A 21,721-nucleotide genomic window follows, 5' to 3' on the forward strand; every position below is an offset into this window, starting at 1 on the left:
TACTCATGCGATGTTGGTCGCGGCTGTTGCCATTGCCGATCGCGGCGGGCGGAACAAGGCCGATTGCATCGCCTGCGCAGGAGTGATAGCGATCACATCACCGATCGGGAAGCTTTTTGGCAATTTGTTTTCGAAAAGCCGCCGGATCGCCCGGATTTTGTCGTCCTGCCGAATTGCCTTCCCAGGGACGACGACGGTGCGCTTCACGCGAGTCGCGCACCGCGCTCGGGGCATGGCGGGTCCGCCCGCCATGCCCGTTTTTTTGGGGGGCGCCGAGCTTTCCGTCATGCTGGATGTGGTTCAGCATCCGTGGCCGGCGCGGCCGTCATGCCCGCGCCGATCGTGCACCATGGACCCTGAAACGAGTTCAGGGTGACGGTTGGACGATCACGCCTCGGCGGCGCGGGTCGAGAAGGTGCGCGACAGGCCGTGGTAGAGCTTTTCCTTGCACACCCACTGGCTCGATTGATCGGCGACCAGGGCGGCGGCCATCATCGGCAGCAACAGGCCGCGGCTCGCGGTCGCCTCGGTAAGAATGAACACCGCGGTGAGCGGCGCGCGAACGACGCCGGTGAAATAAGCGACCATGCCGAGCAGCACCACCGCGCTCGCCGCGTCGTCGGGGAACAGCCAGCGCAGCATGTTGCCGAAGCCGGCGCCGGCGGCGAGGCTAGGGGCGAAGATGCCGCCGGGCAGGCCGGCGATCGCGGTGGCGGCGGTGGTCGCGAACTTGGCGAAGCCGAACCAGAAGGGCGCATCGACGCCGATGATCATCGCGTGCGCGGGCGAATAGCCCGGCCCCCAGGTGAGCCCGGTGTAGCAGCCGACCCCGGCGACGACGCAGCCGCACAGGAAGGCGAACACGATCGGGCGGCGGCGCAGCCCCTCCATCCAGCGGAACTCGGCCAGCGCGGCACCGAGCACGAGCCGCGAGAACAGCCCGCCGGCAAGCCCGCCGAGGATGCCGGCGACCGGCGCGACGACGATCGCCTGGCGCACGCCCATCGAGGCGCTGACCGCGCCGAAATAGAGATAGTCGCCGGCAAGACCCGAGGCGACCGCACCCGAGATCAGGATGACGATCATCACCAGCAGCGCCATGCGCTGTTCGTAGGCGGCGGCGAGCTCCTCGATCGCGAAGGCGATGCCGGCGAGCGGCGTGTTGAACGCCGCCGCGACGCCGCCCGCGCCGCCGGCGATGATCATCGACGCGCGCAGCTCGACCTTGAGCACCTTGTGCCAGGCGGCCATCAGCGCGGCGGCGAGCTGCACCGTCGGGCCTTCGCGGCCGACCGAGGCGCCGACCAGCAGGCTGGCGAACGTGAGGACCGCCTTGATGATCGCGGTGGGGATCGAGATCAGGTTGCGCGTCGCGCCATCGGGATCGGCGCCCGCCGCGATCACCTGCGGAATGCCCGAGCCGCGCGCGTCCGGCGCGAAGCGGCGCGTGAGCCAGACGAGGATCGCGAAACCGAACGGGGTGAGGACGAGCGGCCAATAGGGATGCTCGCGATAGAACAGGATGAAAGCGTGATTGGCGTCGTCCGAGATCGCGGCGAACAGCAAGGCGATCAAGCCGATGCTGATCGCGCCGCCGACCATCGCGACGCGGCGGCGGAAGATCAGCGAGCGCGGACCGTGATGGCGGAACAGCGCGCGCGCGCGGGCTTGGGTCCAGCGCTTCATCGGATCGCGGGGCGGGGTCTCGATCGGGGCATGCACGCCTCATAGCGCCTCGGCGGCAGAATGCACCGTCTGCCGCAGATTTTTTCCGCTCTGTTTCAATTTTGCGTGGGCAGGCAACAATGCTATGTGATTGGCCGGGGGAGATAATGGATGAGTGATCGGGGGGATTACCGCACGAGCGTCGATCGTGTCGGGCTGGCGCTGGCCTGTGGCGCCGGGCTGGCCGGACTGACGGCGTGCCTGCTGGTGGCGATCGGCGGCGAGGCGAGTGGCCGGGCGGCGCTGGTCGCCTTGCTGTTCGGCACCATCTTCGCCGCGCTGGCGATCACCGCGATCGCCGGGCCGGTGTGGCTGATCCTGCACCTGAGCGGGCGGCGCGGGCCGGCGGCGGCGGCGCTGTCCGGCGCGGGGATCGGATTCCTGCTGATGCTGGCCGCTGACCTGGGGCGCGGCACCGCCGACACCTGGCCGCGCATCCTGGGCGCCGCGCTGCTGACCGCCGCGCTGGCCGGCGGCATCGCGTTGACGATGTGGCGCGTGGCCTATCGCGAACGGTGAAGGGGCGTTGGTGGGGCGGTCGCCTTCACGTCGCGCACACGCCGCCTGCGGTAACATGGTGAAAATTCGGGTTCGGTTCGCTGGGCGAGGATCATCGTCGGCAAATGGTGAGGCTCGATTCGCCGTCACGGCGCCGGCTGTCGTCGCGCCATGGATGCTGAAACAAGTTCAGCATGACGATTTTGTGGTCATGCGGCTGGCATTGGTCGATTTCTTACGCGCCGCGGCGAAAGTGAGTCATGCTGCCGGTGTTTGCGGGACAGCGCTTCTGAGCGGCGAGGATGGCGCGCTGATGGGGCGGGCTGGCAAATGACCGCTCACGCCGACATTGCAGTCGATCAGTCGGATCATCAGCGTTCCCGAAAGCGGACGGCACTTAGCCGGGAGGCAAGGGCTCGCGATTTGGCTGGGTTACCTGTCGTTATCGTAATTGAAGCGAGCGCGAAGCTTCCGCCCCTCGCGCTGTTCGCGAGATTTTAGAGCACGTCCGATAACTTCGCCAAGCGGCTCGTCTGCGCACTTCTTCCAGCCGCTAAGCCGATTGACGCCGTGCCGCGCTGAGCTTTCGGCAATGTCGAGCGCAGCCTCATTGAGATGGGAGCCAATCGACACCGCCTGGTTGTCTTTGTGGCGAACGCGCCTATTCTCAAGCGCCTTCCTCAACGGGATCGCCTTGCGTGCCGCCTTCTGGTTATTGCCGTAAGTGTTGCGCCGATCGCGGGTAAGGCTAAGGGCCTTCTTTTCTTGCGGCGTTTTGGGGCGCTTCGGCATGTGGATATCATGCCTAGACATACCGCCGTCCGCAACAGGGGTGTGAACCGCCGACGGCAAGCGCCCCAGTCGTTGCCGCCGTTGGTTTGCCGCAAGCGTCTGAAAGGCGACATGCTTGGTTGCGTGATCCGCCGTCTTCGCGCACAATTAAACTGTGGCATACGGCGACGATTTCCCTTCGGTCGCGCAACGCGCGTGGGCCGGCGTGGCTATTGTGTTGGCGACCCTTGAATTTATTTACTGTTGGCTAGTGGCGTTGTTGATGGCGTCGTGGTCAAATTTGAGCATGTCAATCATCAGTGCAGTGCTGATTTTGATAATGATCGAGAATTTGATCGTCTTGCTCGCAAAATCGCTACCTCTGCGCCATTGGCTGCGTGTTTGCTCTTTAGTGTCTATCGCTTTCCTTGTCGGCGCACCGGCAAGCGCAGTGCTCGCAGCGATGTTCATCAAAGGCAGCTAACCGGCTGCGATTTCTGAAAGCCGCCAGACCGTTTCCCACCCATGGCGGACGTTACAATTATTGTCACCCCGGCCCTGAGCTGGGGGGCGCCTTCTTTCAACTGGCGATAGAAAGAAGGAGCGGGATCCCGGATCAAGTCCGGGATGACGGGCGAGGGGTGGCGGTTTTCGGTCGACCGTAGCGCCCCCTCACGCCGCTTCGCTGAATTGCAGGCTGGCGAGGCGGGCGTAGAGGCCGTCTTGGGCGATCAGATCGGTGTGGGTGCCGCTTTCGACGATGCGGCCCTCGTCCATCACGATGATGCGGCCGGCGGCGCGGACGGTGGCGAGGCGGTGGGCGATGACGATCGTCGTGCGGCCGTCCATCAGCCGTTCGAGCGCCTGCTGCACCAGCCGCTCGCTCTCGGCGTCGAGCGCGGAGGTGGCCTCGTCGAGCAGGAGCACCGGCGCATCGCGGAGCAGCGCGCGGGCGATCGCGAGGCGCTGGCGCTGGCCGCCGGAGAGGCGCGCGCCGCCTTCGCCCAGGAAGGTGTCCAGCCCCTCGGGCAATGCGCGGAGGAAGTCGGCGGCGTTGGCGGCTTCGGCGGCGGCCCAGAGGTCGGCGTCCGAGGCGTCCCAGCGGCCGTAGCGCAGATTGTCGCGCGCGGACGCGGCGAAGATCACGGTTTCCTGCGGCACCATCGCGATGCGCGCGCGGATGTCGGCGGGATCGGCTTCGGGCAGCGCAACGCCGTCAAGCCGGACGGCGCCGGCCTGCGGATCGTAGAAACGCTCGACAAGCTGGAACAGCGTCGACTTGCCGGCGCCCGAGGGGCCGACCACGGCGAGCGTCTCGCCCGGCGCGATCGCCAGCGAGAAATCCTCCAGCGCGGCGACATCGGGGCGGGTGGGATAATGGAAGGTGACGTGATCGAAATCGATCGCGCCGCGCGCCGGCGTGGGGAGCGCGACGGGATTGGCCGGCGCGGCGATCTCCGGCTCGGTGGCGAGCAGCTCCGACAAGCGGCCAGCGGCGCCCGAGGCGCGGAGCAGATCGCCATAGACGTCGCTCAACGACTGAAAGGCGCCGGCGACGATGCCGCCGGTCATCACGAAAGCGGTGAGCGCGCCGCCGGTCAGCCGGCCGCTCGCGACCAGCGTGACGGCATCGTACATGATGAGGGTGATCGCGCCGAACATCAGGCCGATGACGATCGCGGTGAGCAGCGCGCGCATCCCGAAACGGCGCTTGGCGGCGGTGAAGCCGGCGTTGACGGCGGTTTCGAAGCGACGGCCCTCGCGGTCTTCCTGGCCGAACGCCTGAACGATCTTCATCGCGCCCAGCGTCTCGGCGGCGATCGCGCCGATATCGGCGATGCGATCCTGGCTCGAGCGCGAATAGGTGCGCACGCGGCGCGCGAGCATGACAATCGGCATGATGACGACGGGGATGCCGATGATCATCCACAAGGCGAGGCGCGGCGCCAGCGCGAACAGATAGGCGATGCCGCCGACGCCGACCAGGAGGTTGCGGATGGCGACCGACAGCGTGGTGCCGACGACGATCTCCACCACCGCGGTATCCGAGGTGAGGCGCGCCGCGATTTCGGACGGGCGGTTCTCCTCGAACCAGCGCGGGGCGAGGCGCAGCAGGTTGCGCTCGACGGCGATGCGCACGTCGGCGACGGTGCGCTCGCCGAGCCAGGAGACGAAATAGAAGCGCGAGGCAGAGGCGATCGCCAGCACGATCACCACCATCGCCAGCTCGCCGAAATAGCGGCCGATATCGGCATGGGTGGCGTGCGCGGCGAAGCCGTTGTCGATCACCTGCTTGAAGGTGCGCGGGATCCACAGCGTCGCGCCCGCCGCGAGCAGCAGCGCGACGAGAGCGGCGGCGATATGACCGGGATAGCGGGCGGCGAAATGCCAGACCATGCGGAGGTTGCCCAGCCGGGGTTGCGGGCGGGGGGCGGCGGCTTGAGTCTCTGCCATGGCCGGATCGCCTAGCAGGCGCGGGCGGCGGCCTCAACGGAACATGTCGCAATCCGATCGGTTGACCCGGTTAATCCCAGCATCTTCAATGACGAGAGGAATGATGACCGAGAGCAGCAAGCCGCCCGTCGTCGTCATCACCGGTGCGTCGGCCGGCGTCGGCCGCGCGGTGGTGCGCGAGTTCGCCAAGGACAAGGCGAGGATCGCGTTGATCGCGCGCGGGCTCGACGGGCTGAAGGCCGCGGCGCAGGAAGTGAAGCAGGCCGGCGGCGAGGCGATGATCCTGCCCGCCGACGTCGCCGACATGGCGGCGGTGGAGGACGCGGCGCAGAAGGTGGAGGATCGCTTCGGGCCGATCGACATCTGGATCAACGTCGCCTTCGCCGGCGTGCTGTCGCGCTTCGTCGACATGTCGATGGCGGATTACAAGCGCGTCACCGAGGTGACTTATCTGGGGCAGGTGCACGGCACCTACGCCGCGCTGAAACGGATGCTGCCGCGCGATTCGGGATCGATCGTGCTGGTCGGCTCGGCGCTCGCCTATCGCGGCATCCCGCTGCAATCGGCCTATTGCGGAGCGAAGCATGCGATCCAGGGATTTCATGACTCGATCGATGCCGAACTGGTCCACGCCAAGAGCAAGGTGCATGTCTCGATGGTGCAGCTGCCGGGCGTCAACACGCCGCAATTCGACTGGATCAAGACCAACATGCCGAAACAGCCCAAGCCGGCGAGCCCGCCCTATCAGCCCGAGATCGCGGCGCGCGCGATCCACTTTGCCGCGCATCACCGGCGCAAGAGCATCAAGCTCGGCTGGCCGACGCAGGAAGCGGTGTGGGGCGACCGGTTCGCCTCGCGCGCGCTCGATTATTATCTCGGCAAGACCGGGGTTTCGGGGCAGCAGGGCAAGCAGCCGGTGGCGCCCGACAGGCCCGACAATCTCTACCATCCGGTGCCCGGCGACCATGGCGCGCACGGCCGCTTCGACGATGTCGCGCGGCGGCACAGCTCGCAATTGTGGATGACGACGCATCCCAAGACGCTGGCCGGCCTGGCGCTGGCGGGGCTGGCCGGCGCCGGGGCGCTGATCGCGCGGCGGCGGGCGGCCGCATGAGCGCGACGGGGGCGAAGCGGATCGAGGATTATGCGCTGATCGGCGACGGCCAGACCGCCGCGCTGGTCAGCCGCGAGGGCGCGATCGATTGGATGTGCCTGCCGCGGTTCGATTCCGAAGCCTGTTTCGCAGCACTGCTCGGTGACGAGGACAATGGCTGCTGGCAGATCGCGCCCGACGACGCCGTGACATCGACACGGCGGCGCTACCTTGGCGACACGCTGGTGCTGGAAACCGAGTTCACGACCGAAAGCGGCGTGGTCGCGGTGACCGATTTCATGCCGATGCGCGGCGAGGCGCCGGATATCGTGCGCATCGTCGAAGGGCGATCGGGCCGCGTGAAGATGCGATCGGCTCTCGCGATCCGCTTCAATTACGGCCAGGTCCATCCATTGATCCGGCGCGAGGACGGGCTGACGATGGCGATCGCCGGCCCCAATGCGGTACGGCTCGATTTCGATGTCGGGATCGAATTCGACGATCGCTGGGGCATGAGCCGCTTCGAGATCGGCGAGGGCGAGCGCGTGACGTTCGTGATGACCTGGTTCGAGAGCTATCGCGAGACGCCACAGCCGGTCGACGCGGAAACGGCGCTGGCCGATACTTGCGCGTGGTGGGAAGAGTGGGCGGCAAAGGCCTGTTACGAAGGCGAGTATCGCGATCAGGCGATGCGATCGCTGATTACGCTGAAGGCGCTGATCCACCAGCCGACCGGCGCGATCGTCGCGGCGCCGACCGCCTCGCTGCCCGAGCGGCCGGGCGGGGCGCGCAACTGGGATTACCGGTTCTGCTGGCTGCGCGATTCGACCTTCACGCTGCTGGCGCTGATCGGCGCCGAGCTGTTCGACGAGGCCGATGCCTGGGTGCATTGGCTGCGCCGCGCGGTGGCCGGCGAGCCGATCGATCTGCGCCCCTTCTATTCGGTGGGCGGCGACCGGCGGATGATCGAATGGGAAGCCGACTGGCTCGACGGGTTCGGCGGCGCCAAGCCGGTGCGGTTCGGCAATGGCGCGGCGGGGCAGTTGCAGCTCGATATCTATGGCGAAGTGCTCGACACGCTGTTCGTCGCCGCCAATCACGACGTCGCGCCGAGCGACGAGGCCGATGCGCTGTTCCGGTTGCTGGTCGGCGATCTCGAACGACATTGGGACAAGCCCGATGCCGGCATCTGGGAAAGCCGGGGCGATCCGAAATGCCATGTCTATTCGAAGGCAATGTGCTGGGTGGCATTCGATCGCGCCGCGCGGTGGTTCGAGGGCAATGATGCCGACGCTTCCGAAAAATATCGCGCGCTGGCCGAGCAAGTGCGCGCCGAAGTGCTCGACAAGGGATTTGACGCCGAACAGAACAGTTTCACCGGCGCTTATGGCGATCCGGCGCTGGATGCTGCCGTCTTGCGGCTGCCGTTGACCGGCTTCATCGAGGCCGACGATCCCCGCATGATCGGCACCGTCGCCGCGATCGAGCGCGAGCTGATGAAGGACGGCTTCGTCAAACGCTACCAGACCGAGCAAACCGACGACGGAGTCGGCGGCGGGGAGGGGGCGTTCCTGGCCGCGAGCTTCTGGCTGGTCGACGTGCTGGCGCTGCAGGGGCGCGCGGCGGATGCGGAGAAACTGTTCGGGCGGCTGTGCGGTCTTACCAACGATGTCGGATTGCTTGCCGAGGAATATGGTTATGGGCAGCAGCTCGGCAATTTCCCGCAGGCGCTGTCGCATTTGTCTCTGGTCGTCTCGGCGCTCAACCTGACAATGCAGCACGGGCCGGCGCGCGAGCGCAAGGCGCGGTGAGGGGGACGCGCGGCGTCAGATCACGTCCATGTCGGTCTTGTAATGATGCCAGGCGAGGATCGCGGCGGCGCCGCGGTGCGGGCGCCAGGCCTCGGCGAGGTCGCGGACCGCTTTTTCGCCGGGGCGATCGTCATGACCCATGATGCGGCCGATCTCGATCTGCACGGCGAGATCGCCGGCCGGCCAGATGTCGGTGCGCCCTTCGGCGAACAACAGGTAGATTTCCGCCGACCAGCGGCCGATCCCCTTGACGTGGACGAGCTGGGCGATCGCTTCCTCGTCATCCGCCGGCAGGTTTTCGAGATCGAGCCGGCCGCTGGCCACTTCGTCGGCGAGGCTGAGCGCGTAGCTCGCCTTTTGCCGCGACAGGCCCAGCCCGCGCAGCGTTTCGATGTCGGCGGCCGCGACGGTGGCGGGATCGGTGAGGTCGCCGAGCGCCGCCTCGAGCTTGTTCCAGATCGACTGCGCGGCGGCGACACTGACCTGCTGGCCGACGATCGTGCGCAGCAAGGTGGCATAGCCGCGCTCGCGAATCCGGGGCTCGGGATAGCCGACGCGGGCCAGCGCCGCCGCCATCGCCGGCTCGATCGCGGCGATCGCATCGAGCGAGATACGCAGTTGGTCGGCGCTCAGGCCCATGCGATGATCCTTGATATGCGCTCGCTGAGACGGCATGGCGGCGCTGTCCAGCGAACAGAGGAGATGTTCATGCCGAAGGTTATCGTCACGACCCGTGAAGGGGAAGTGCGCGAGGTCGAAGGCGAGACCGGTCTGTCGCTGATGGAAGTGATGCGGGATAACGGCATCGACGAAATCCTGGCGTTGTGCGGCGGTTGCTGCAGCTGCGCCACCTGCCACGTTCATGTCGATCCGGAATTTGCGGCCAAACTGCCGCCGATGAGCGAGGACGAGAACGATCTGCTCGATTCGTCGAGCGATCGCGACGCCGATTCGCGGCTTTCCTGCCAGATCCCGTTCAGCGCCGCGCTGGACGGGATTCGCGTGCGGATCGCGGTGGAGGATTAAGAGGCCGCAGGTACCGGTTCGTTCGCAAGACCTGATGTGGTGGAAACGACCGTCGCTGCATCGAGATCGAACCGTCACCGGCGACCTCGTTTCAGGGTCCATGGTGCTCCATCACCGCAACGCGAGACGGTTGGCGGTGCGCGATGGATGCTGAACCGAGTTCAGCATGGCGACACTCTCAGTGCCGGTGCTCGCGGCGCAGCGTATAGCGACCGTCGCGATAATCGGTGAACAGCCCGGAGATCGCCGGGTGGTCGATCGGCTCCTCGCTGTCGTCAAGCATCAGATTGCCCTGGCTGACATACGCGACGTAGCTCGATTCCATATTCTCGGCGAGCAGGTGGTAGAAGGGCTGATCCTTGCGCGGGCGCAGATCCTGCGGGATCGCCTCATACCATTCATCGGTGTTGGCAAAGATCGGATCGACATCGAAGATCACGCCGCGAAAATCGAACAGGCGATGACGCACGACGTCACCAATCGCGAAATCGGCATGGGCGATCGAGGGGAGGGGGACGCTGCCGTCGAACGGCGGAACGGGCACGCTGGAGGGACTCATGCACCTAATCTAGTCGCTGTTTTGCGCTGCACAAGCATGGTGCTTGCGAGGGGGCAATGATTGCGTTAGAGGCCGCCGCTCAATCGGGCCGACGCGCCGTCCCATCGCCCTTTTTCGGGCGCGGCGCGACATCCTCTGCGGAGAGGTGCCAGAGTGGTCGATTGGGACGGTCTCGAAAACCGTTGTGCCTTTACGGGTACCGTGGGTTCGAATCCCACCCTCTCCGCCACGCAACCAGCTGCTTAAGCAGGCAATTCCCGAGTCCGAAATTCGCGGACAACGGCCGGACAATCAATTGACGTTGGAGTTTGCTGTAGCGTTTTGGCGGGGGCGGCCGTGACTCGGCCTCGCCGCCAAAAGCTACCAGGATTCAATGGCGCTCATATTCGCTCGTGTTGGATGCCATGTGAGCCAAAACCCAAGCATCGAGATATTTGATCCGATACCGGACCGAGCGCCGATATTTTATGTATTTAGGCCCGTCGCCGTACGAGCGCATCTTCTCGAGCGTGTTCTTGGCTAGCCCAACATAAGCGGCTGCCTCGACGGTGGTCAGACACATTGGTGTATCAACCGAGACAGGTGGAGAGTGATCGGGAGGGCCAGCTGGCACCTCTCACCCGCTCCTTGCCGCTCTATGATGTTGAATTGAAATGACCATCGAGCCAAGCTGTTAGATTCTTTCGTGCTTCAGACATGATCTCGAATTGCACCGGTCTGCCGTCTGTTGCTGAATGACCGTTGAGCGCTGGCGAATGTTTCCGCCGCAGACGACATCGTCAATCCTGATTTTCACGAGGTCGCAGCCGCGCGGCTTGCTGTCGATGGCGAGATCGAGCAGCGCCAGATCACGCAACCGCTTGTGCTCATCGAGATAGAACCGGATGGCCCAGATATCGCTGGGCTTTAGCGGACGCTTGGGGCCAAGGTTCTGAACCGCATTCTAGGGGCGCCGCTCGCGCCCTCCATGCCGAGGACAGGGCATATTTCCGCGAGATGCGGCTCGGACCGGCAAGTGCATTGGTGCCGGCCCGGGTCGAGACGCTGCTCGAGGCGTCGGACTGAGCGGTCAGGCGCGCAGTCGAGGGACGACATCGGCGAGCGCCTCGGCCAGGCGATCGACGTCGTCTGCATTATTGTGCAGCGCCGGCGTCACGCGCACGCACGAACCTTTGGCGACGCCGTCGCGATAGACGGTGAAGATGCGGTGCCGGTCGAGCAGCGCCTTGGCGACGCGGATATTGTCGGCGTCGCTGGTCAGACCGCGAATGCGAAACGAGGTCATGCCGCTGTGCAGCCGCGGATCGTCGGGGGTGAGAATATCCAGCCCGTCGATGTCGCACGTCTTAGCCACCCAACGGTCGCGCAGCCAGCGCAGCCGCGCCTCGCGCGCCGAGCCGCCGATCCTCTCCTGAAAATCGAGGGCCGTGGGGACGGCCAACTGCGCGGCGAAATCGACCGTGCCGGTATGTACCCGCGCCTGGATGCCGGTTGCCGTGCCTTCGTTGGCGATGTCCGGATCGATCGCGTCTAACCGCGAGCGGCGCACGTACATCGCACCGACGCCGAGCGGCGCGCCCATCCATTTGTGCAGGTTCAGCCCGACGAAATCGGCATCGATCGACGGCAGCGTGAAATCGAGTTGGCCCCAGCTATGCGCGGCGTCGACGATCGCGTCGATCCCGCGCCGGCGCGCTATGGCGACGATCTCGCGCACCGGAATGACCAACCCGGTGCGATGGCTGAGGTGCGTCAGCAGCACCAGGCGGATGCGCGGATCGGCGTCGAACGCCTTGGCATAGGCATCGATCAGTCTCTGATAGGTGGCGGGTTCGGGCAGGGCGATGGTGGTGACGCGGGCGCCGCACCGTTTCGCCAGCGAGCGCATGCACGCCTGCATGCTGTCGTAATCCAGATCGGCATAAAGCACCGTATCGCCCGGCTTCAGCCGGTTGTAGCCGCCGATCAGCCCCTTCAACGCCTCGGTGGCGTTGCGCGTCATCACCAGGTCGTGCGGATCGGCGTCCAGCGCCTGGCCGAGACGCGCATAGACCGCACGGATGTCGTCGATCATGCCGCGGCGCGCATAATAACTGCTCAGCCGGTTCACGAAGCCGACGCGCTGGCGATATTCGTCCAGCACCGGGCGCGCCATCATGCCCCAGTTGCCGTTTTCCAGCTGAACGACATCGCGCACGACGTCATATTGGTCGGCAACGGCGGCCCAATAAGCGGCATCGTCGGGCGTCTTGCCGGCGCCGGACGGGACTTGCGCCCCGACCGGTAGTGCGGCGGATCCGGCGATTGCTGCCGTCCCCGCCAGCACGGCACGGCGGCTGGCCCTCGTTTGAAATGACGCTGTCATCAGAAATCCATATTCAGGCGGACGAAATACTGGCCACCGTCGGTGTCATAAGGGGCGTTGCGCGAATAGATCAGGCCGCGGTTGGCCTGGAACGTCGCCTCGTCGGGATAGGTATCGAGCACATTGTCGGCGCCCGCTTCGATCGAGAAATGCTCCGCGAAGCGGTAGGTCGCCGAGACGTCCATGAAGGCGCGGCCGCTGAACCGCTGGAAGATATCGCCGGTCGCGTTGCCGCTCGAGTCGGTCCACGGCCCGTAATAGCGACCGCGTACCATCAGCCCGACCGGGCCGATCGCATAGTTCAGCGACCCCGTCGCGTTGTGCTGCGGCAGGCGCTCCTCGAACACGATCCGCTGCGTGTCGCTCGGAATGCTGGCGCTCGGCGCGCTGGTCACCTTGGTCTGATTGTAATTGTAAGCGAGGCTTACCGTCGCGCGGCCGGGGCCGACCGGGTGGGTATAGCTCACCACCGCATCGATGCCGCGTGTGCGGGTATCGAAGTCGTTGGTGAAGAAGCTGACCGAGGTATAATGATTGGGGTTGGGCAGCGATGCCGGCACCGCGAACGAATTCGACTGGCCGAAGCGGTCGCGCAGCTTGATCTGATAGGCATCGATGCTGCCCGACAGGCCGAAACCTGAGCGGAACGTAAGGCCGGCGGTGATGCTGTCCGACTTCTCCGGCTTGAGCGGCTTGGCCCCCAATGCGACGGCGATCGGATCGTTGGACGCGAGGCGCCCGCTGTTGAATACCTGCAGCGTCTTGGTGTCGAGGCCCTGCGAAGTGCTGGTCGAATAGAGCTGGCCCGGCGTCGGCGCGCGGAACCCAGTGGAATAGGTCGCCCGCAGCGCCAAATTGTGGGTCAGCTCATATCGGCCCGAGAACTTGTAATTGAACGTGTCGCCGAACACCGAATAGGTTTCGTAGCGCCCCGCCGCACCGAGAGTCAGTTGCTCGACCGGCTGCACCTCGACATCGATATAGCCGGCGTAGCTGCGCTGCCCGAAATCACCGGCCTGGAGCGGCGTGAAGCCGGGGAAGCCGTTCGAATTGGGGGCAAGGCCGCTGCTCGCACCCGGTCCGATCGCATAGGAGGCAGGGTCGCCGGCGCGAATGCCATAGGTCTCGACCCGCCGCTCCGCGCCGAACGCGACGTTCACCGGCCGATACATGCCGAGATCGAGCTTGTAGACGAAATCGGCATTCAAGTTGAATTCGCGCTGTTCCAGCCGGCCGAGGTAGAAGGAAGTGGGGCTGGCCGGCCCGAGCGAGGCGTTGAGCGACTGATTGAGCGTGTAGTGGATGCGGCTGCGACCCTCCGAGGCGCTCAGATCGTAGGAAAAAGCGTCGGTGATGTCGCCGCGCGCGCCGACGGTGCTCTGCAGGTCGCTATATTGCGTGCCGAATTTTGGCGAGAAACCGGCCGGATAGATGCTGGTGAAGCTGAAGCCGGGGAAAGCGGGGCTGGCGCTATAGACGCTCGCCGTGCCGTCGGGGTTGCGCCAGTTGAAATCGGTCACGCCCTCGCCATCGCGTGCGACGACGAAGCCGTAAAGGTCGACCGCATCGGTGAGCTGGTAATGCGCGTTGACCGTGCCTGCGACGGACTCGAGATCGGGCTGGCCCCAGCGCTGCACCGGATTGGGCACGTCGAGGTTCGGATGCGCTGCCTGGAAGGCAATGGCGTCGGGCCGCTGGCGCGTCCGCGACGTCGCCTCGGCATGGTCATATTCGCCGGAGAACACCACGCTGCCGCGATCACCCAGCGCCATCCCACCGCGCAGGCCGGTCTGGTATTCGTTGCCGTCGCCGGCATAATAGCGCGAGAACTGGCCAAAGGCGTGCATCCCCGGCTTGTCGTCGAGGATGATGTTGATGACGCCGGCGATCGCATCGGAGCCGTATTGCGCGGCGGCACCATCGCGCAGCACCTCGATCCGGCCGATCGAGAAATTGGGAATCGACGACAGGTCCGACGCCTGCGCGCCGCGCGTGCCGAGCAGCGCCGAGCGATGGTAACGCTTGCCGTTGACCAGCACGAGCGTCTCGTCTGCTGACAGGCCCCGTAGCGTCGCGGGCCGCACAAATGCCTGCCCGTCGGCGGCCGGTAGCCGCTGGACGTTGAACGACGGCAGCAGTTGCGCGAGATCGTCCGAAAGGTCGCCTGAAACCACTTGATTGACCGCGCTGCCTGACAGCACGTCGACCGGCGCCAAGCTGTCGAACTGTGTACGGCCGACTTCGCGGGTGCCGGTAACCACGATCGTGTCGCCAGCCGTGGAAGCGGCGTCAGGCGTGGCGTTCGCCGACTCCGTTTGGGCGGCAGCTGGCAGGGAGACGCCACATTGCAGTGCAGCAAGAATGACGACAAACCGGTACTTCATGGATGGCCCTCGTTAGCATCGATGCTTGATGATGGGCGGGTAGGCGCGGTTTGTGACGCTTGCATTGCCGATTGGTGTCAGATCGAATAACGCCGCGATGCAGCATATTGTCTGCTGCGTCGCAGAATGCGGATGACCGATCATCGGCACGCGGTGAGTGGTGCTTGGCGCAACGGGTGGTTCCAATCGCGGTGTTCATTTGCCCGACCAACGCGCGCTAAGTTCTTGTTTTAACATGCACATCTTCCCCGGGCGCCGTGTTCGAGGCGCAAATCTCGGGGTCGTCGTTCATCTCGGTGAGTGGTCGAGGTCGCGGCAGACATGAACGATCGTCCGTAACTGGGTAGCGAACTGAGTGGTCTGAACGTCCGCTTGTGGGTCCGCGGCTTCGTGCTCATCTTGAACGGACAGCCAATCGACGTCGCCGACCGCTTCGCGAAGCGCCGCATGCCTCCCATCTATCGCCGATGCCCGACGGCTCCTGCCGACAAACCGGCCATTCCCTGCCGCGAATTAGCTCGATGAGAGCTGCCGTACATTCAGGTACGGACTGGTGACGGCGACTGGGCCGGTGGTGGGCTGTCCGCTCTCAAATGGGGTCGCCAGGAGAAGCGGACGTTTCTCCTAGGCAAACTTCGGCGATGTACGGGTCGCAGTTCGCCCTCGGCAACCGTGCGCCCAACAGCGTCGACGACCGAGCGCGCCGATAGCCACGACGCTTCGGCGTCGCGCACGAGTTCGGCCACATGAGGCTGCGATGGGGCCATCAGCGAGCTTGAACTGGCTTGATCAAGCAGCTGTTCCCGTCGCCGGCCGCAGTCAGATGGGCCATCGCATGGCGGACAGGCTATAATATCGTGCGCCAGCTAGTGACCTTGGCGCACTCGCAACCGGATTCACCGACAGCCCTACCACGTGCCGGTAGAACCACGCCGATCGTCAGCGATCCGAAATGGGTAGCAGGTCACCATTCTTCAGTTCATCTCGCGTCGCCCACGGAAATGTCCTTTGAAGGGAACTATCGAATGGGCGACGCGCTAAGAAATTGCCGGCCGCGCGCCGGTGTGCGGGGGCGCATCAGCCAGGAGAGCTTCGCCATGTTCATTCACAAAAAAGAATTGCTACACCCTGTCCACGTCACCAGCCCCGATCCGAAATTTGCCGAGTTCCTTCTGGACGCGTTCGGTGGAGCGACCGGAGAACTGAAGGCGTCGCTGCAGTATTTTACCCAGGCCCAGCATACTGACGATCCGCAACTGCGTGACATGCTGATGGACATCGCCACCGAGGAGATGGGGCATCTCGAGATTGTTGCGCACCTGATCGAGGCGCATTCCAGCGGCGCCGTGGAAGAAAAGGCGTTCGAGAGCACGCTTTTCTCTATCCGGGGCAAGGGGCCGCACCTGTTGGATAGCCAGGGGACTACCTGGACAGGCGCCTATGTCGATGAGGGTGCCAGCCCGGTGCGCGACCTGCGGGCCGACATCGCGGCGGAAGCCGGCGCGCTCGCCAGCTATGAGGCGATGATCCCGAAATCGCCTGATGAGGGGACACGTAAAGCGCTCATCCACCTTGCCACCCGCGAAGTGACCCATTCGCGGATGTTCATGGAGGCGCTCAAATCCATGGACAAACTTGACGACCCGATGTTCGGCGATCTTCAGCCCGACGACACGGTCAATCTAGTTTTCAACCTTTCGCAGACCGAGAATCCCAAGAAGGACGGAGCCGCCCCGTGGTTGCTGGCAAACTCGAAGCTCGAATATATTGCCGACCCTGAGGAGAGACGGCGCACCGCCAAAGCGCAATAGCAAGAATAGCCCCCGCCAATGCGTCCCGCTGCCGACAGTTCAGTCCGCGGCAGCGGTGCGCTGGGTGACCGATTCGCGGGTATGGTTACGAATAGGGCTTGATGCACCGCATGCACTTATGGAGCAACACGAGAGAATCTAGCTTGAACGCCAGCGGTCCCGGAATATGTCGCGAGCAGCATGCGGTATGACCGCACCGACGATGTGATGGAGGAATCCGTTCGCTTCGCCATCCTGTTGCAGCCGCACACCCCGCAGTTAGCCGACCGCTGTTCCGAGCGTGGAGCCCGCATGACCGCCGGATACGTCAGCCGACCGGTCGAGCATCGCAAGCAAGAATAGGCCGGCCGGGTGGTATGTCATGTGCTGGGAGCGCTGCGGCGGATGCAGAATGACTGCCACGGGGCGCGAAGCCGCCCATTGGCACCGGCAGCGATCAATTGCGGTTCAGCATTTCGATCAAGGCCCGAAGCGCTGCGGAAGGATGCCGCCGGCTTGGGTGGTAGAGGCAGAGGCCTTCCTCGGTCGGCATCCATTGATCCAGCAACGATACAAGGCGGCCAGCCGCGATATCGGCCTCGACGCGCCACTCCGCCATGTAGGCGAGGCCGGCATTGGCAAGTGCGGCACGCCGCATTAGCGCCGGGTCGTCAAGCGTCAGGGCACCCGGTACGTCGATAGCGAATTGTCTGGCTCCCTCCTGGAATTCCCAAGGATAGCCGGCACCATTGGCGAGCTGGATACGGATACACCGATGATCGAGAAGGTCGGCCGGAACACGCGGTGCCTCTCTGCCGGCAAGATAGGCCGGTGACGCCACGACGAGGAAGTGGACCGGGCCTGAGATCGGCACGCCAGTCATCCCGGTCGGCACCAAGCCCATCTGTCGAATCCCGGCATCGAACCCCTGAGCGACTATGTCGATGAGCCGGCTCTCGGTGACCAAGTCAATCGACACCGCGGGATACCGTTCCAAGAACGGCAGGACGAGCGGTTCCAGGATTCGGCGGGCCGCACCCGACGAGCAGTTGATCCGCAGTGTGCCGGATGGGGCATCACGCTGATCGGTGGCATCGTCGATCGCCGCGCCGATCTCGCGGAGTGCCGGTACCATTCGAGCGACGAAGCGCTCGCCTGCAGGCGTGAGCGCGACGCTGCGGGTCGTACGCGCGAAGAGCTGCACGCCCAATCGTTCCTCGACGCCTGCAACGATTCTGCTGAGCGCCGTCGTGGATAGACCGAGATCGAGCGCTGCGAGGCGGAAGCTGCGTTGGCGCGCGACGGCGGCGATCGCTTCGAGCTCACGCAAGCGTCCTGCCCTGATTATCCCGCTTCTTGGCATAAAATGATGAGTATCGTGCCCCTTATCGGGATCATAGCCTTAATCTATCTCGCGAGCTCCAGATCATCCGGAGGTAATCATGGCCCAGACCTGGCTTATTACCGGCAGCGCACGCGGTCTTGGCCGCGCACTCGCCGAAGCTGTTCTCGAGGCAGGGCATAATCTCGTTGCGACCGCGCGCACACCCGAACAGCTTGCCGACTTGGCCGAGCGTTTTGCTGGTACAATGGTGGCAGCGGCCCTCGACGTCACCGATGAACACGCGGCCACGTATGCCGTGGCGCTCGCCGTCGAGCGGTTCGGCGCGCTCGATATCCTCGTCAACAACGCAGGCTATGGTGACGTCGCTCCGATCGAACACACGAGCCTTGAGAGCTTCCGTCGGCAGATCGAAACCAATCTGTTCGGCACGATCATTGTGACCAGGGCGGCCATCCCCCTGTTCCGGCAGAGGCGCTCGGGGCGTTTCATCCAGATCTCGTCGATCGGCGGACGCGCCGGAGCGATTGGACGCGGGGCTTACTCCGCCGCCAAGTTCGGCGTCGAAGGCTTTTCGGAGGTGCTGGCGCAGGAGCTGCGACCGTTCGGCGTTCACGTTACGATCGTCGAGCCGGGCGGCTTTCGTACCGATTTCGCCGGCGCCTCAACGATGATCGAGGACGGTCCTCCCGATTATGCCGAAACCGTCGGAACCGTCGCCGCACGGCAGCGCGCTTATGACGGCAATCAGCCGGGCGATCCGGCAAAAGCGGCAAAGGCGATCCTTGCCCTCGCCGCGCTTCCAGCGCCGCCGTTGCGGCTAGTGCTGGGCAGCGATGCGTTCGAACGGGCCGACGCGATGGACAAGGCCCGCATGGACGAGCTGCATCAGTGGTACACACTCAGCTGCTCGACGGATTTCCAGGCAGCATCATCCTTCGGATAATTGAGCAGATCGACCCCCAAATGCTTGTCTTCAGGAGTGATCGCCATGACCCAATCCATCTCGGAGGCGACCGAGCTCAATCGCCGCAGCCTGCTCGGCGTGGTCACCATGGCCGTCGGTGCGAGCCAGTCCGGCTTGCTTTCAACTGCCACCCGCGCCGCGACGTTGGCGGTCGCCAGCGTTGACTTTGGCCCACTCCGCGAGATCGACGCCGGCCCGCTTTCGATCGGCTATGCAGAGATGGGGCCGATAGGTGGGGCGCCCGTAATCCTCCTCCACGGTTGGCCATACGACATTCACGCCTTTGCTGAGGTCGCTCCCCTGCTCGCCAAGGCCGGACACCGCGTCATCGTTCCGTATCTACGGGGGTTCGGTCGCACGTTCTTCCGTTCGGTCGACACCGTCCGCAACGGCCAACAAGCAGCGCTCGCCTTCGATGTGATCGCGCTGATGGATGCTCTGAAGATTCGTCGCGCGACATTAGGCGGTTTCGATTGGGGCGCGCGCACCGCAGATATCGTGGCCGCGCTTTGGCCGGAGCGATGTTCGGGCCTCGTCTCGGTCAGCGGCTACCTCATCGGCAGCCAGCAGGCCAATGCTGCGCCTTTGCCGCCAAAGGCCGAACTCGCGTGGTGGTATCAATTCTACTTCGCGACCGAGCGTGGCCGGATCGGCTATGAGAAGAACCGTAAGTCGTTCAACAAGCTGATCTGGCAGACCGCCTCTCCCCAATGGCATTTCGACGATCCCGTCTTCGAACGCTCGGCCAGCAGCTTCGACAATCCCGACCATGTCGCGATTGTCATCCACAATTATCGCTGGCGGCTGGGCCTCGTTCAAGGCGAGAGGCGCTACGAAGCGGCCGAAGCGACGCTTGCGACAGCCCCGCCGATCGCGGTGCCGACAATTACCATGGAGGGTGACGCCAACGGTGCGCCGCACCCAGAGCCGGCGGCATACCGGGCGCGCTTTACCGGCCGCTACCAGCACCGTTCGATTAGCGGCGGCATCGGCCACAATCTCCCGCAAGAGGCGCCCGCAGCCTTCGCCGACGCCGTACTGGCGATCGCTCGCATGGTGTGACGGCTCAAGCCGCCAGTTCGACACGCCGCATGATCCCGATTGCGTCGAGAAAGGCTTCGTCATGGCTGACCACCAGCAGCGCGCCGTCATAAGCCAACAACGCCGCCTCGATCGCGGCAATCGAGTCGAGGTCGAGATGATTGGTCGGCTCGTCGAGGAGGAGAAGCTGCGGCGGTACCGGACTGCCCAGCGTGCAGGCAAGCCCGGCGCGGAGCACCTCACCACCACTGAGCGCGGCGACCTGTTGCAACGCGGCATCGGCCCTGAACCGGAATTGCGCTAGCGCCGAGCGGCAGGCGAAGGCCGCGCTGCCGGGATTGAGCCGTTGGTAGTTGTCGGCGATCGACAGTGCTGGATCGAGAATCGCTGCCGTCTGATCAAGTATCGCGAAGCGCTCGATCCGTCTGACTGTCCCGGACAATAGAGCGATCTGGCCGGCGATAACGCGGAGCAGCGTCGTCTTACCCGACCCGTTTGGCCCCATGATCGCCACGCGCTCCGGACCAGTCATGGTCAGCGAAACATGGCGCAGCACGGGCGCTTGTGAATCGTAGCCTGCAGCGACATCGTTCACTTCGAGCACGGTCTTGCCGCCTGCCAATCTGGTGGACGCGAGCGTCACCGCCATCGGCTCGAACCGTTCGATCCGGTCATTGGCGGAGGCGGCTGCGGCGGACGCCTCGCGCCGCTGGCGTTCGGCGAGCCGCGCGTTCTCACCGCGGCTATTCTCGGCACGTTGCTTGCGCGCGCCAGCCAGGATTCGCGGCATGTCGCCGCGAGCGCCCTTGCGGCCACCGGCTGCGTCGCGCCTCTGCTTCCGCTCGACCGCGACCTGTGCCTTACGGTCGATTTCGCCGAGCTGCCGTTGCGCCACATTCAGGTCGTGCTGCGCCGCGGCCAGCTCGATCGCCTTACGCTCGCGATAGTGGGTCCAATTGCCACCGTAGCGCGTCGCGCCGAGTGCGGTCATCTCGACGATCGCGTCCATCCGCTCCAGTAGTTCGCGATCATGGCTGACGATGATTGCGCCTCCGCGCCACGACGAAAGCAGGTCGAGCACCGCGGCCCGGCCGGTGCGATCAAGATTATTGGTCGGCTCGTCGAGCAGCAGAAAATCAGCGTCAGCCAGCATGGCACCGGCGATAGCGGCACGTGTGCGCTGGCCACCCGACAGGGACGCTAGCCGTGTTTCTCCGTCCGCCTCAAGACCAACCCGCGCGAGCGCCGAGGCGAGACGCATGTCGAGCGTCCAGTCCGCCTCGGCCAGTTCGCTCTCGGTCGCCACGCCGGTTTCGGCCCGGAGAAGAATGGTGAGCTGGTCGGCGATCCCGAACAGATCGGCGATCGTGTCCTCCGGGCCAACCTGCACGAGCTGGCGCAGCACGGCGACGGTGCCATCGACGATGACCTTGCCGGCCGTTGGCTCGCGCTCCCCGGAAAGCAGCTTCAAGAGGCTGGTCTTGCCAACTCCATTGCGCCCTACGATGCCGACGCGTTCGGCATGAAACGTCAGATTGAGATGAGAGAAGATCGGATGGCCATCCGGTGTCGACCAGCCGAGATCGACCGTGGTGATCGCAGACATGAACATGATTTCCTGAAGGCAAAACGAGTCGCGTTGCTGTCAGGTCGAAATCACATCGGTCGGCATATCCTACGTTTAGACCCAAGGTGGTAATGCGGCCGATAGGCGTCTGCAAGACCGTTTCCCCGCATCGGGTCGATATCGCGAGAGTTGCCGGTAGGACATCTGTGGACGCCCCTTCGGATGCAAGCGCTAAATCGGGGTATGTTGGCACGTAGTCGGATGCTGTCATCTGTCCGGCCTCGATGAGCAGCGCCATATGCTGCGGGCCAGTATGGGAGTTCGCGGA

General features: G+C 64.8%; 20 protein-coding genes, 1 tRNA gene and 1 pseudogene. 9 read left to right on the forward strand and 13 right to left on the reverse strand.

Annotated elements, in window-relative coordinates:
* Positions 1 to 3: 3 nt before the first annotated feature.
* Both K7G81_RS16920 and K7G81_RS16925 read right to left on the reverse strand, forming a co-directional pair.
* A complete protein-coding gene (locus K7G81_RS16920) occupies positions 4 to 207 on the reverse strand; it encodes a hypothetical protein (protein ID WP_223032009.1) in 204 nt (67 codons plus the stop codon).
* Positions 208 to 387: 180 nt separating this feature from the next.
* Positions 388 to 1,686, reverse strand: a complete 1,299-nt coding sequence (locus tag K7G81_RS16925; protein WP_223032010.1) for a chloride channel protein — start codon at positions 1,684 to 1,686, stop codon at positions 388 to 390.
* A 150-nt stretch (positions 1,687 to 1,836) separates the two neighbouring features.
* Between K7G81_RS16925 and K7G81_RS16930 the strand changes: the two genes are divergently transcribed.
* Positions 1,837 to 2,244, forward strand: coding sequence for a hypothetical protein (locus K7G81_RS16930; protein ID WP_223032011.1), 408 nt, complete (start codon positions 1,837 to 1,839; stop codon positions 2,242 to 2,244).
* A 154-nt stretch (positions 2,245 to 2,398) separates the two neighbouring features.
* The gene (locus K7G81_RS16935; RefSeq protein ID WP_223032012.1) at positions 2,399 to 2,557 is read left to right on the forward strand and encodes a hypothetical protein; all 159 of its coding nucleotides are present in this window, start codon (positions 2,399 to 2,401) and stop codon (positions 2,555 to 2,557) included.
* A gap of 98 nt (positions 2,558 to 2,655) precedes the next feature.
* Here the strand turns inward: K7G81_RS16935 and K7G81_RS16940 are convergent, their stop codons facing one another.
* The 3 genes from K7G81_RS16940 to K7G81_RS16950 form a co-directional block, all read right to left on the reverse strand.
* Entirely contained in the window at positions 2,656 to 3,015 is a 360-nt protein-coding gene (locus tag K7G81_RS16940) for a hypothetical protein (protein WP_223032013.1), read from the reverse strand.
* Positions 3,016 to 3,252: 237 nt separating this feature from the next.
* Positions 3,253 to 3,465: a hypothetical protein gene (locus K7G81_RS16945; RefSeq protein WP_223032014.1), complete on the reverse strand. Its 213-nt coding sequence runs from the start codon at positions 3,463 to 3,465 to the stop codon at positions 3,253 to 3,255.
* 201 nt (positions 3,466 to 3,666) lie between these two features.
* Entirely contained in the window at positions 3,667 to 5,448 is a 1,782-nt protein-coding gene (locus K7G81_RS16950) for an ABC transporter transmembrane domain-containing protein (protein WP_223032015.1), read from the reverse strand.
* Positions 5,449 to 5,551: 103 nt separating this feature from the next.
* Here K7G81_RS16950 and K7G81_RS16955 point away from each other — a divergent pair, with 103 nt between their 5' ends.
* Entirely contained in the window at positions 5,552 to 6,562 is a 1,011-nt protein-coding gene (locus tag K7G81_RS16955) for an SDR family oxidoreductase (RefSeq protein ID WP_223032016.1), read from the forward strand.
* Positions 6,559 to 8,352, forward strand: a complete 1,794-nt coding sequence (locus K7G81_RS16960) for a glycoside hydrolase family 15 protein (RefSeq protein ID WP_223032017.1) — start codon at positions 6,559 to 6,561, stop codon at positions 8,350 to 8,352. Before K7G81_RS16955 ends, K7G81_RS16960 begins: the two co-directional genes overlap by 4 nt.
* 15 nt (positions 8,353 to 8,367) lie before the next feature.
* Here K7G81_RS16960 and K7G81_RS16965 read toward each other — a convergent pair whose 3' ends face one another.
* Entirely contained in the window at positions 8,368 to 8,991 is a 624-nt protein-coding gene (locus K7G81_RS16965; protein WP_223032018.1) for a DNA-3-methyladenine glycosylase family protein, read from the reverse strand.
* A 69-nt stretch (positions 8,992 to 9,060) separates the two neighbouring features.
* Between K7G81_RS16965 and K7G81_RS16970 the strand changes: the two genes are divergently transcribed.
* On the forward strand, positions 9,061 to 9,378 hold the full coding sequence (locus tag K7G81_RS16970; protein WP_223032031.1) for a 2Fe-2S iron-sulfur cluster-binding protein: 318 nt from the start codon (positions 9,061 to 9,063) through the stop codon (positions 9,376 to 9,378).
* 178 nt (positions 9,379 to 9,556) lie between these two features.
* Here K7G81_RS16970 and hspQ read toward each other — a convergent pair whose 3' ends face one another.
* On the reverse strand, positions 9,557 to 9,937 hold the full coding sequence (gene hspQ, locus K7G81_RS16975; RefSeq protein ID WP_223032019.1) for a heat shock protein HspQ: 381 nt from the start codon (positions 9,935 to 9,937) through the stop codon (positions 9,557 to 9,559).
* 139 nt (positions 9,938 to 10,076) lie between these two features.
* Between hspQ and K7G81_RS16980 the strand changes: the two genes are divergently transcribed.
* Positions 10,077 to 10,166: transfer RNA gene (locus K7G81_RS16980), tRNA-Ser, on the forward strand.
* 141 nt (positions 10,167 to 10,307) lie between these two features.
* On the opposite strand, the gene K7G81_RS16985 is transcribed toward K7G81_RS16980, so the two are convergent.
* The 4 genes and pseudogenes from K7G81_RS16985 to K7G81_RS17000 form a co-directional block, all read right to left on the reverse strand.
* Complete coding sequence (locus tag K7G81_RS16985; protein ID WP_223032020.1) at positions 10,308 to 10,499, reverse strand: helix-turn-helix transcriptional regulator; 192 nt, start codon at positions 10,497 to 10,499, stop codon at positions 10,308 to 10,310.
* A 97-nt stretch (positions 10,500 to 10,596) separates the two neighbouring features.
* Positions 10,597 to 10,880: pseudogene (locus tag K7G81_RS18130) on the reverse strand (integrase); the annotation flags it as partial.
* Positions 10,881 to 11,006: 126 nt separating this feature from the next.
* Positions 11,007 to 12,302, reverse strand: coding sequence for an aminotransferase class V-fold PLP-dependent enzyme (locus tag K7G81_RS16995; protein ID WP_223032021.1), 1,296 nt, complete (start codon positions 12,300 to 12,302; stop codon positions 11,007 to 11,009).
* The gene (locus K7G81_RS17000) at positions 12,302 to 14,563 is read right to left on the reverse strand and encodes a TonB-dependent receptor plug domain-containing protein (RefSeq protein ID WP_369412141.1); all 2,262 of its coding nucleotides are present in this window, start codon (positions 14,561 to 14,563) and stop codon (positions 12,302 to 12,304) included. Before K7G81_RS17000 ends, K7G81_RS16995 begins: the two co-directional genes overlap by 1 nt.
* A gap of 1,148 nt (positions 14,564 to 15,711) precedes the next feature.
* Here K7G81_RS17000 and K7G81_RS17005 point away from each other — a divergent pair.
* On the forward strand, positions 15,712 to 16,497 hold the full coding sequence (locus tag K7G81_RS17005) for a manganese catalase family protein (RefSeq protein ID WP_223032023.1): 786 nt from the start codon (positions 15,712 to 15,714) through the stop codon (positions 16,495 to 16,497).
* Positions 16,498 to 16,933: 436 nt separating this feature from the next.
* Here the strand turns inward: K7G81_RS17005 and K7G81_RS17010 are convergent, their stop codons facing one another.
* A complete protein-coding gene (locus K7G81_RS17010; protein ID WP_369412142.1) occupies positions 16,934 to 17,806 on the reverse strand; it encodes a LysR family transcriptional regulator in 873 nt (290 codons plus the stop codon).
* 112 nt (positions 17,807 to 17,918) lie between these two features.
* On the opposite strand from K7G81_RS17010, the gene K7G81_RS17015 reads away from it, so the two are divergent.
* Entirely contained in the window at positions 17,919 to 18,764 is an 846-nt protein-coding gene (locus K7G81_RS17015; protein WP_223032025.1) for an oxidoreductase, read from the forward strand.
* Between the two features lie 45 nt (positions 18,765 to 18,809).
* Entirely contained in the window at positions 18,810 to 19,847 is a 1,038-nt protein-coding gene (locus tag K7G81_RS17020; RefSeq protein WP_255587250.1) for an alpha/beta fold hydrolase, read from the forward strand.
* 4 nt (positions 19,848 to 19,851) lie between these two features.
* Here K7G81_RS17020 and K7G81_RS17025 read toward each other — a convergent pair whose 3' ends face one another.
* Positions 19,852 to 21,438, reverse strand: a complete 1,587-nt coding sequence (locus K7G81_RS17025) for an ABC-F family ATP-binding cassette domain-containing protein (protein WP_223032026.1) — start codon at positions 21,436 to 21,438, stop codon at positions 19,852 to 19,854.
* Positions 21,439 to 21,721: the final 283 nt, after the last annotated feature.

Source organism: Hephaestia mangrovi (assembly GCF_019880555.1).
Taxonomy (GTDB): domain Bacteria; phylum Pseudomonadota; class Alphaproteobacteria; order Sphingomonadales; family Sphingomonadaceae; genus Sphingomonas; species Sphingomonas mangrovi.

Coding starts and splice junctions, on each gene's coding strand:
- K7G81_RS16925 (WP_223032010.1), bottom strand. CDS start 1,686: ATGAAGCGCTGGACCCAAGCCCGCGCGCGCGCGCTGTTCCGCCATCAC.
- K7G81_RS16930 (WP_223032011.1), top strand. CDS start 1,837: ATGAGTGATCGGGGGGATTACCGCACGAGCGTCGATCGTGTCGGGCTG.
- K7G81_RS16935 (WP_223032012.1), top strand. CDS start 2,399: ATGCTGAAACAAGTTCAGCATGACGATTTTGTGGTCATGCGGCTGGCA.
- K7G81_RS16940 (WP_223032013.1), bottom strand. CDS start 3,015: ATGCCGAAGCGCCCCAAAACGCCGCAAGAAAAGAAGGCCCTTAGCCTT.
- K7G81_RS16945 (WP_223032014.1), bottom strand. CDS start 3,465: ATGAACATCGCTGCGAGCACTGCGCTTGCCGGTGCGCCGACAAGGAAA.
- K7G81_RS16950 (WP_223032015.1), bottom strand. CDS start 5,448: ATGGCAGAGACTCAAGCCGCCGCCCCCCGCCCGCAACCCCGGCTGGGC.
- K7G81_RS16955 (WP_223032016.1), top strand. CDS start 5,552: ATGACCGAGAGCAGCAAGCCGCCCGTCGTCGTCATCACCGGTGCGTCG.
- K7G81_RS16960 (WP_223032017.1), top strand. CDS start 6,559: ATGAGCGCGACGGGGGCGAAGCGGATCGAGGATTATGCGCTGATCGGC.
- K7G81_RS16965 (WP_223032018.1), bottom strand. CDS start 8,991: ATGGGCCTGAGCGCCGACCAACTGCGTATCTCGCTCGATGCGATCGCC.
- K7G81_RS16970 (WP_223032031.1), top strand. CDS start 9,061: ATGCCGAAGGTTATCGTCACGACCCGTGAAGGGGAAGTGCGCGAGGTC.
- hspQ (WP_223032019.1), bottom strand. CDS start 9,937: ATGAGTCCCTCCAGCGTGCCCGTTCCGCCGTTCGACGGCAGCGTCCCC.
- K7G81_RS16985 (WP_223032020.1), bottom strand. CDS start 10,499: ATGTGTCTGACCACCGTCGAGGCAGCCGCTTATGTTGGGCTAGCCAAG.
- K7G81_RS16995 (WP_223032021.1), bottom strand. CDS start 12,302: ATGACAGCGTCATTTCAAACGAGGGCCAGCCGCCGTGCCGTGCTGGCG.
- K7G81_RS17005 (WP_223032023.1), top strand. CDS start 15,712: ATGGGCGACGCGCTAAGAAATTGCCGGCCGCGCGCCGGTGTGCGGGGG.
- K7G81_RS17015 (WP_223032025.1), top strand. CDS start 17,919: ATGGCCCAGACCTGGCTTATTACCGGCAGCGCACGCGGTCTTGGCCGC.
- K7G81_RS17020 (WP_255587250.1), top strand. CDS start 18,810: ATGACCCAATCCATCTCGGAGGCGACCGAGCTCAATCGCCGCAGCCTG.
- K7G81_RS17025 (WP_223032026.1), bottom strand. CDS start 21,438: ATGTTCATGTCTGCGATCACCACGGTCGATCTCGGCTGGTCGACACCG.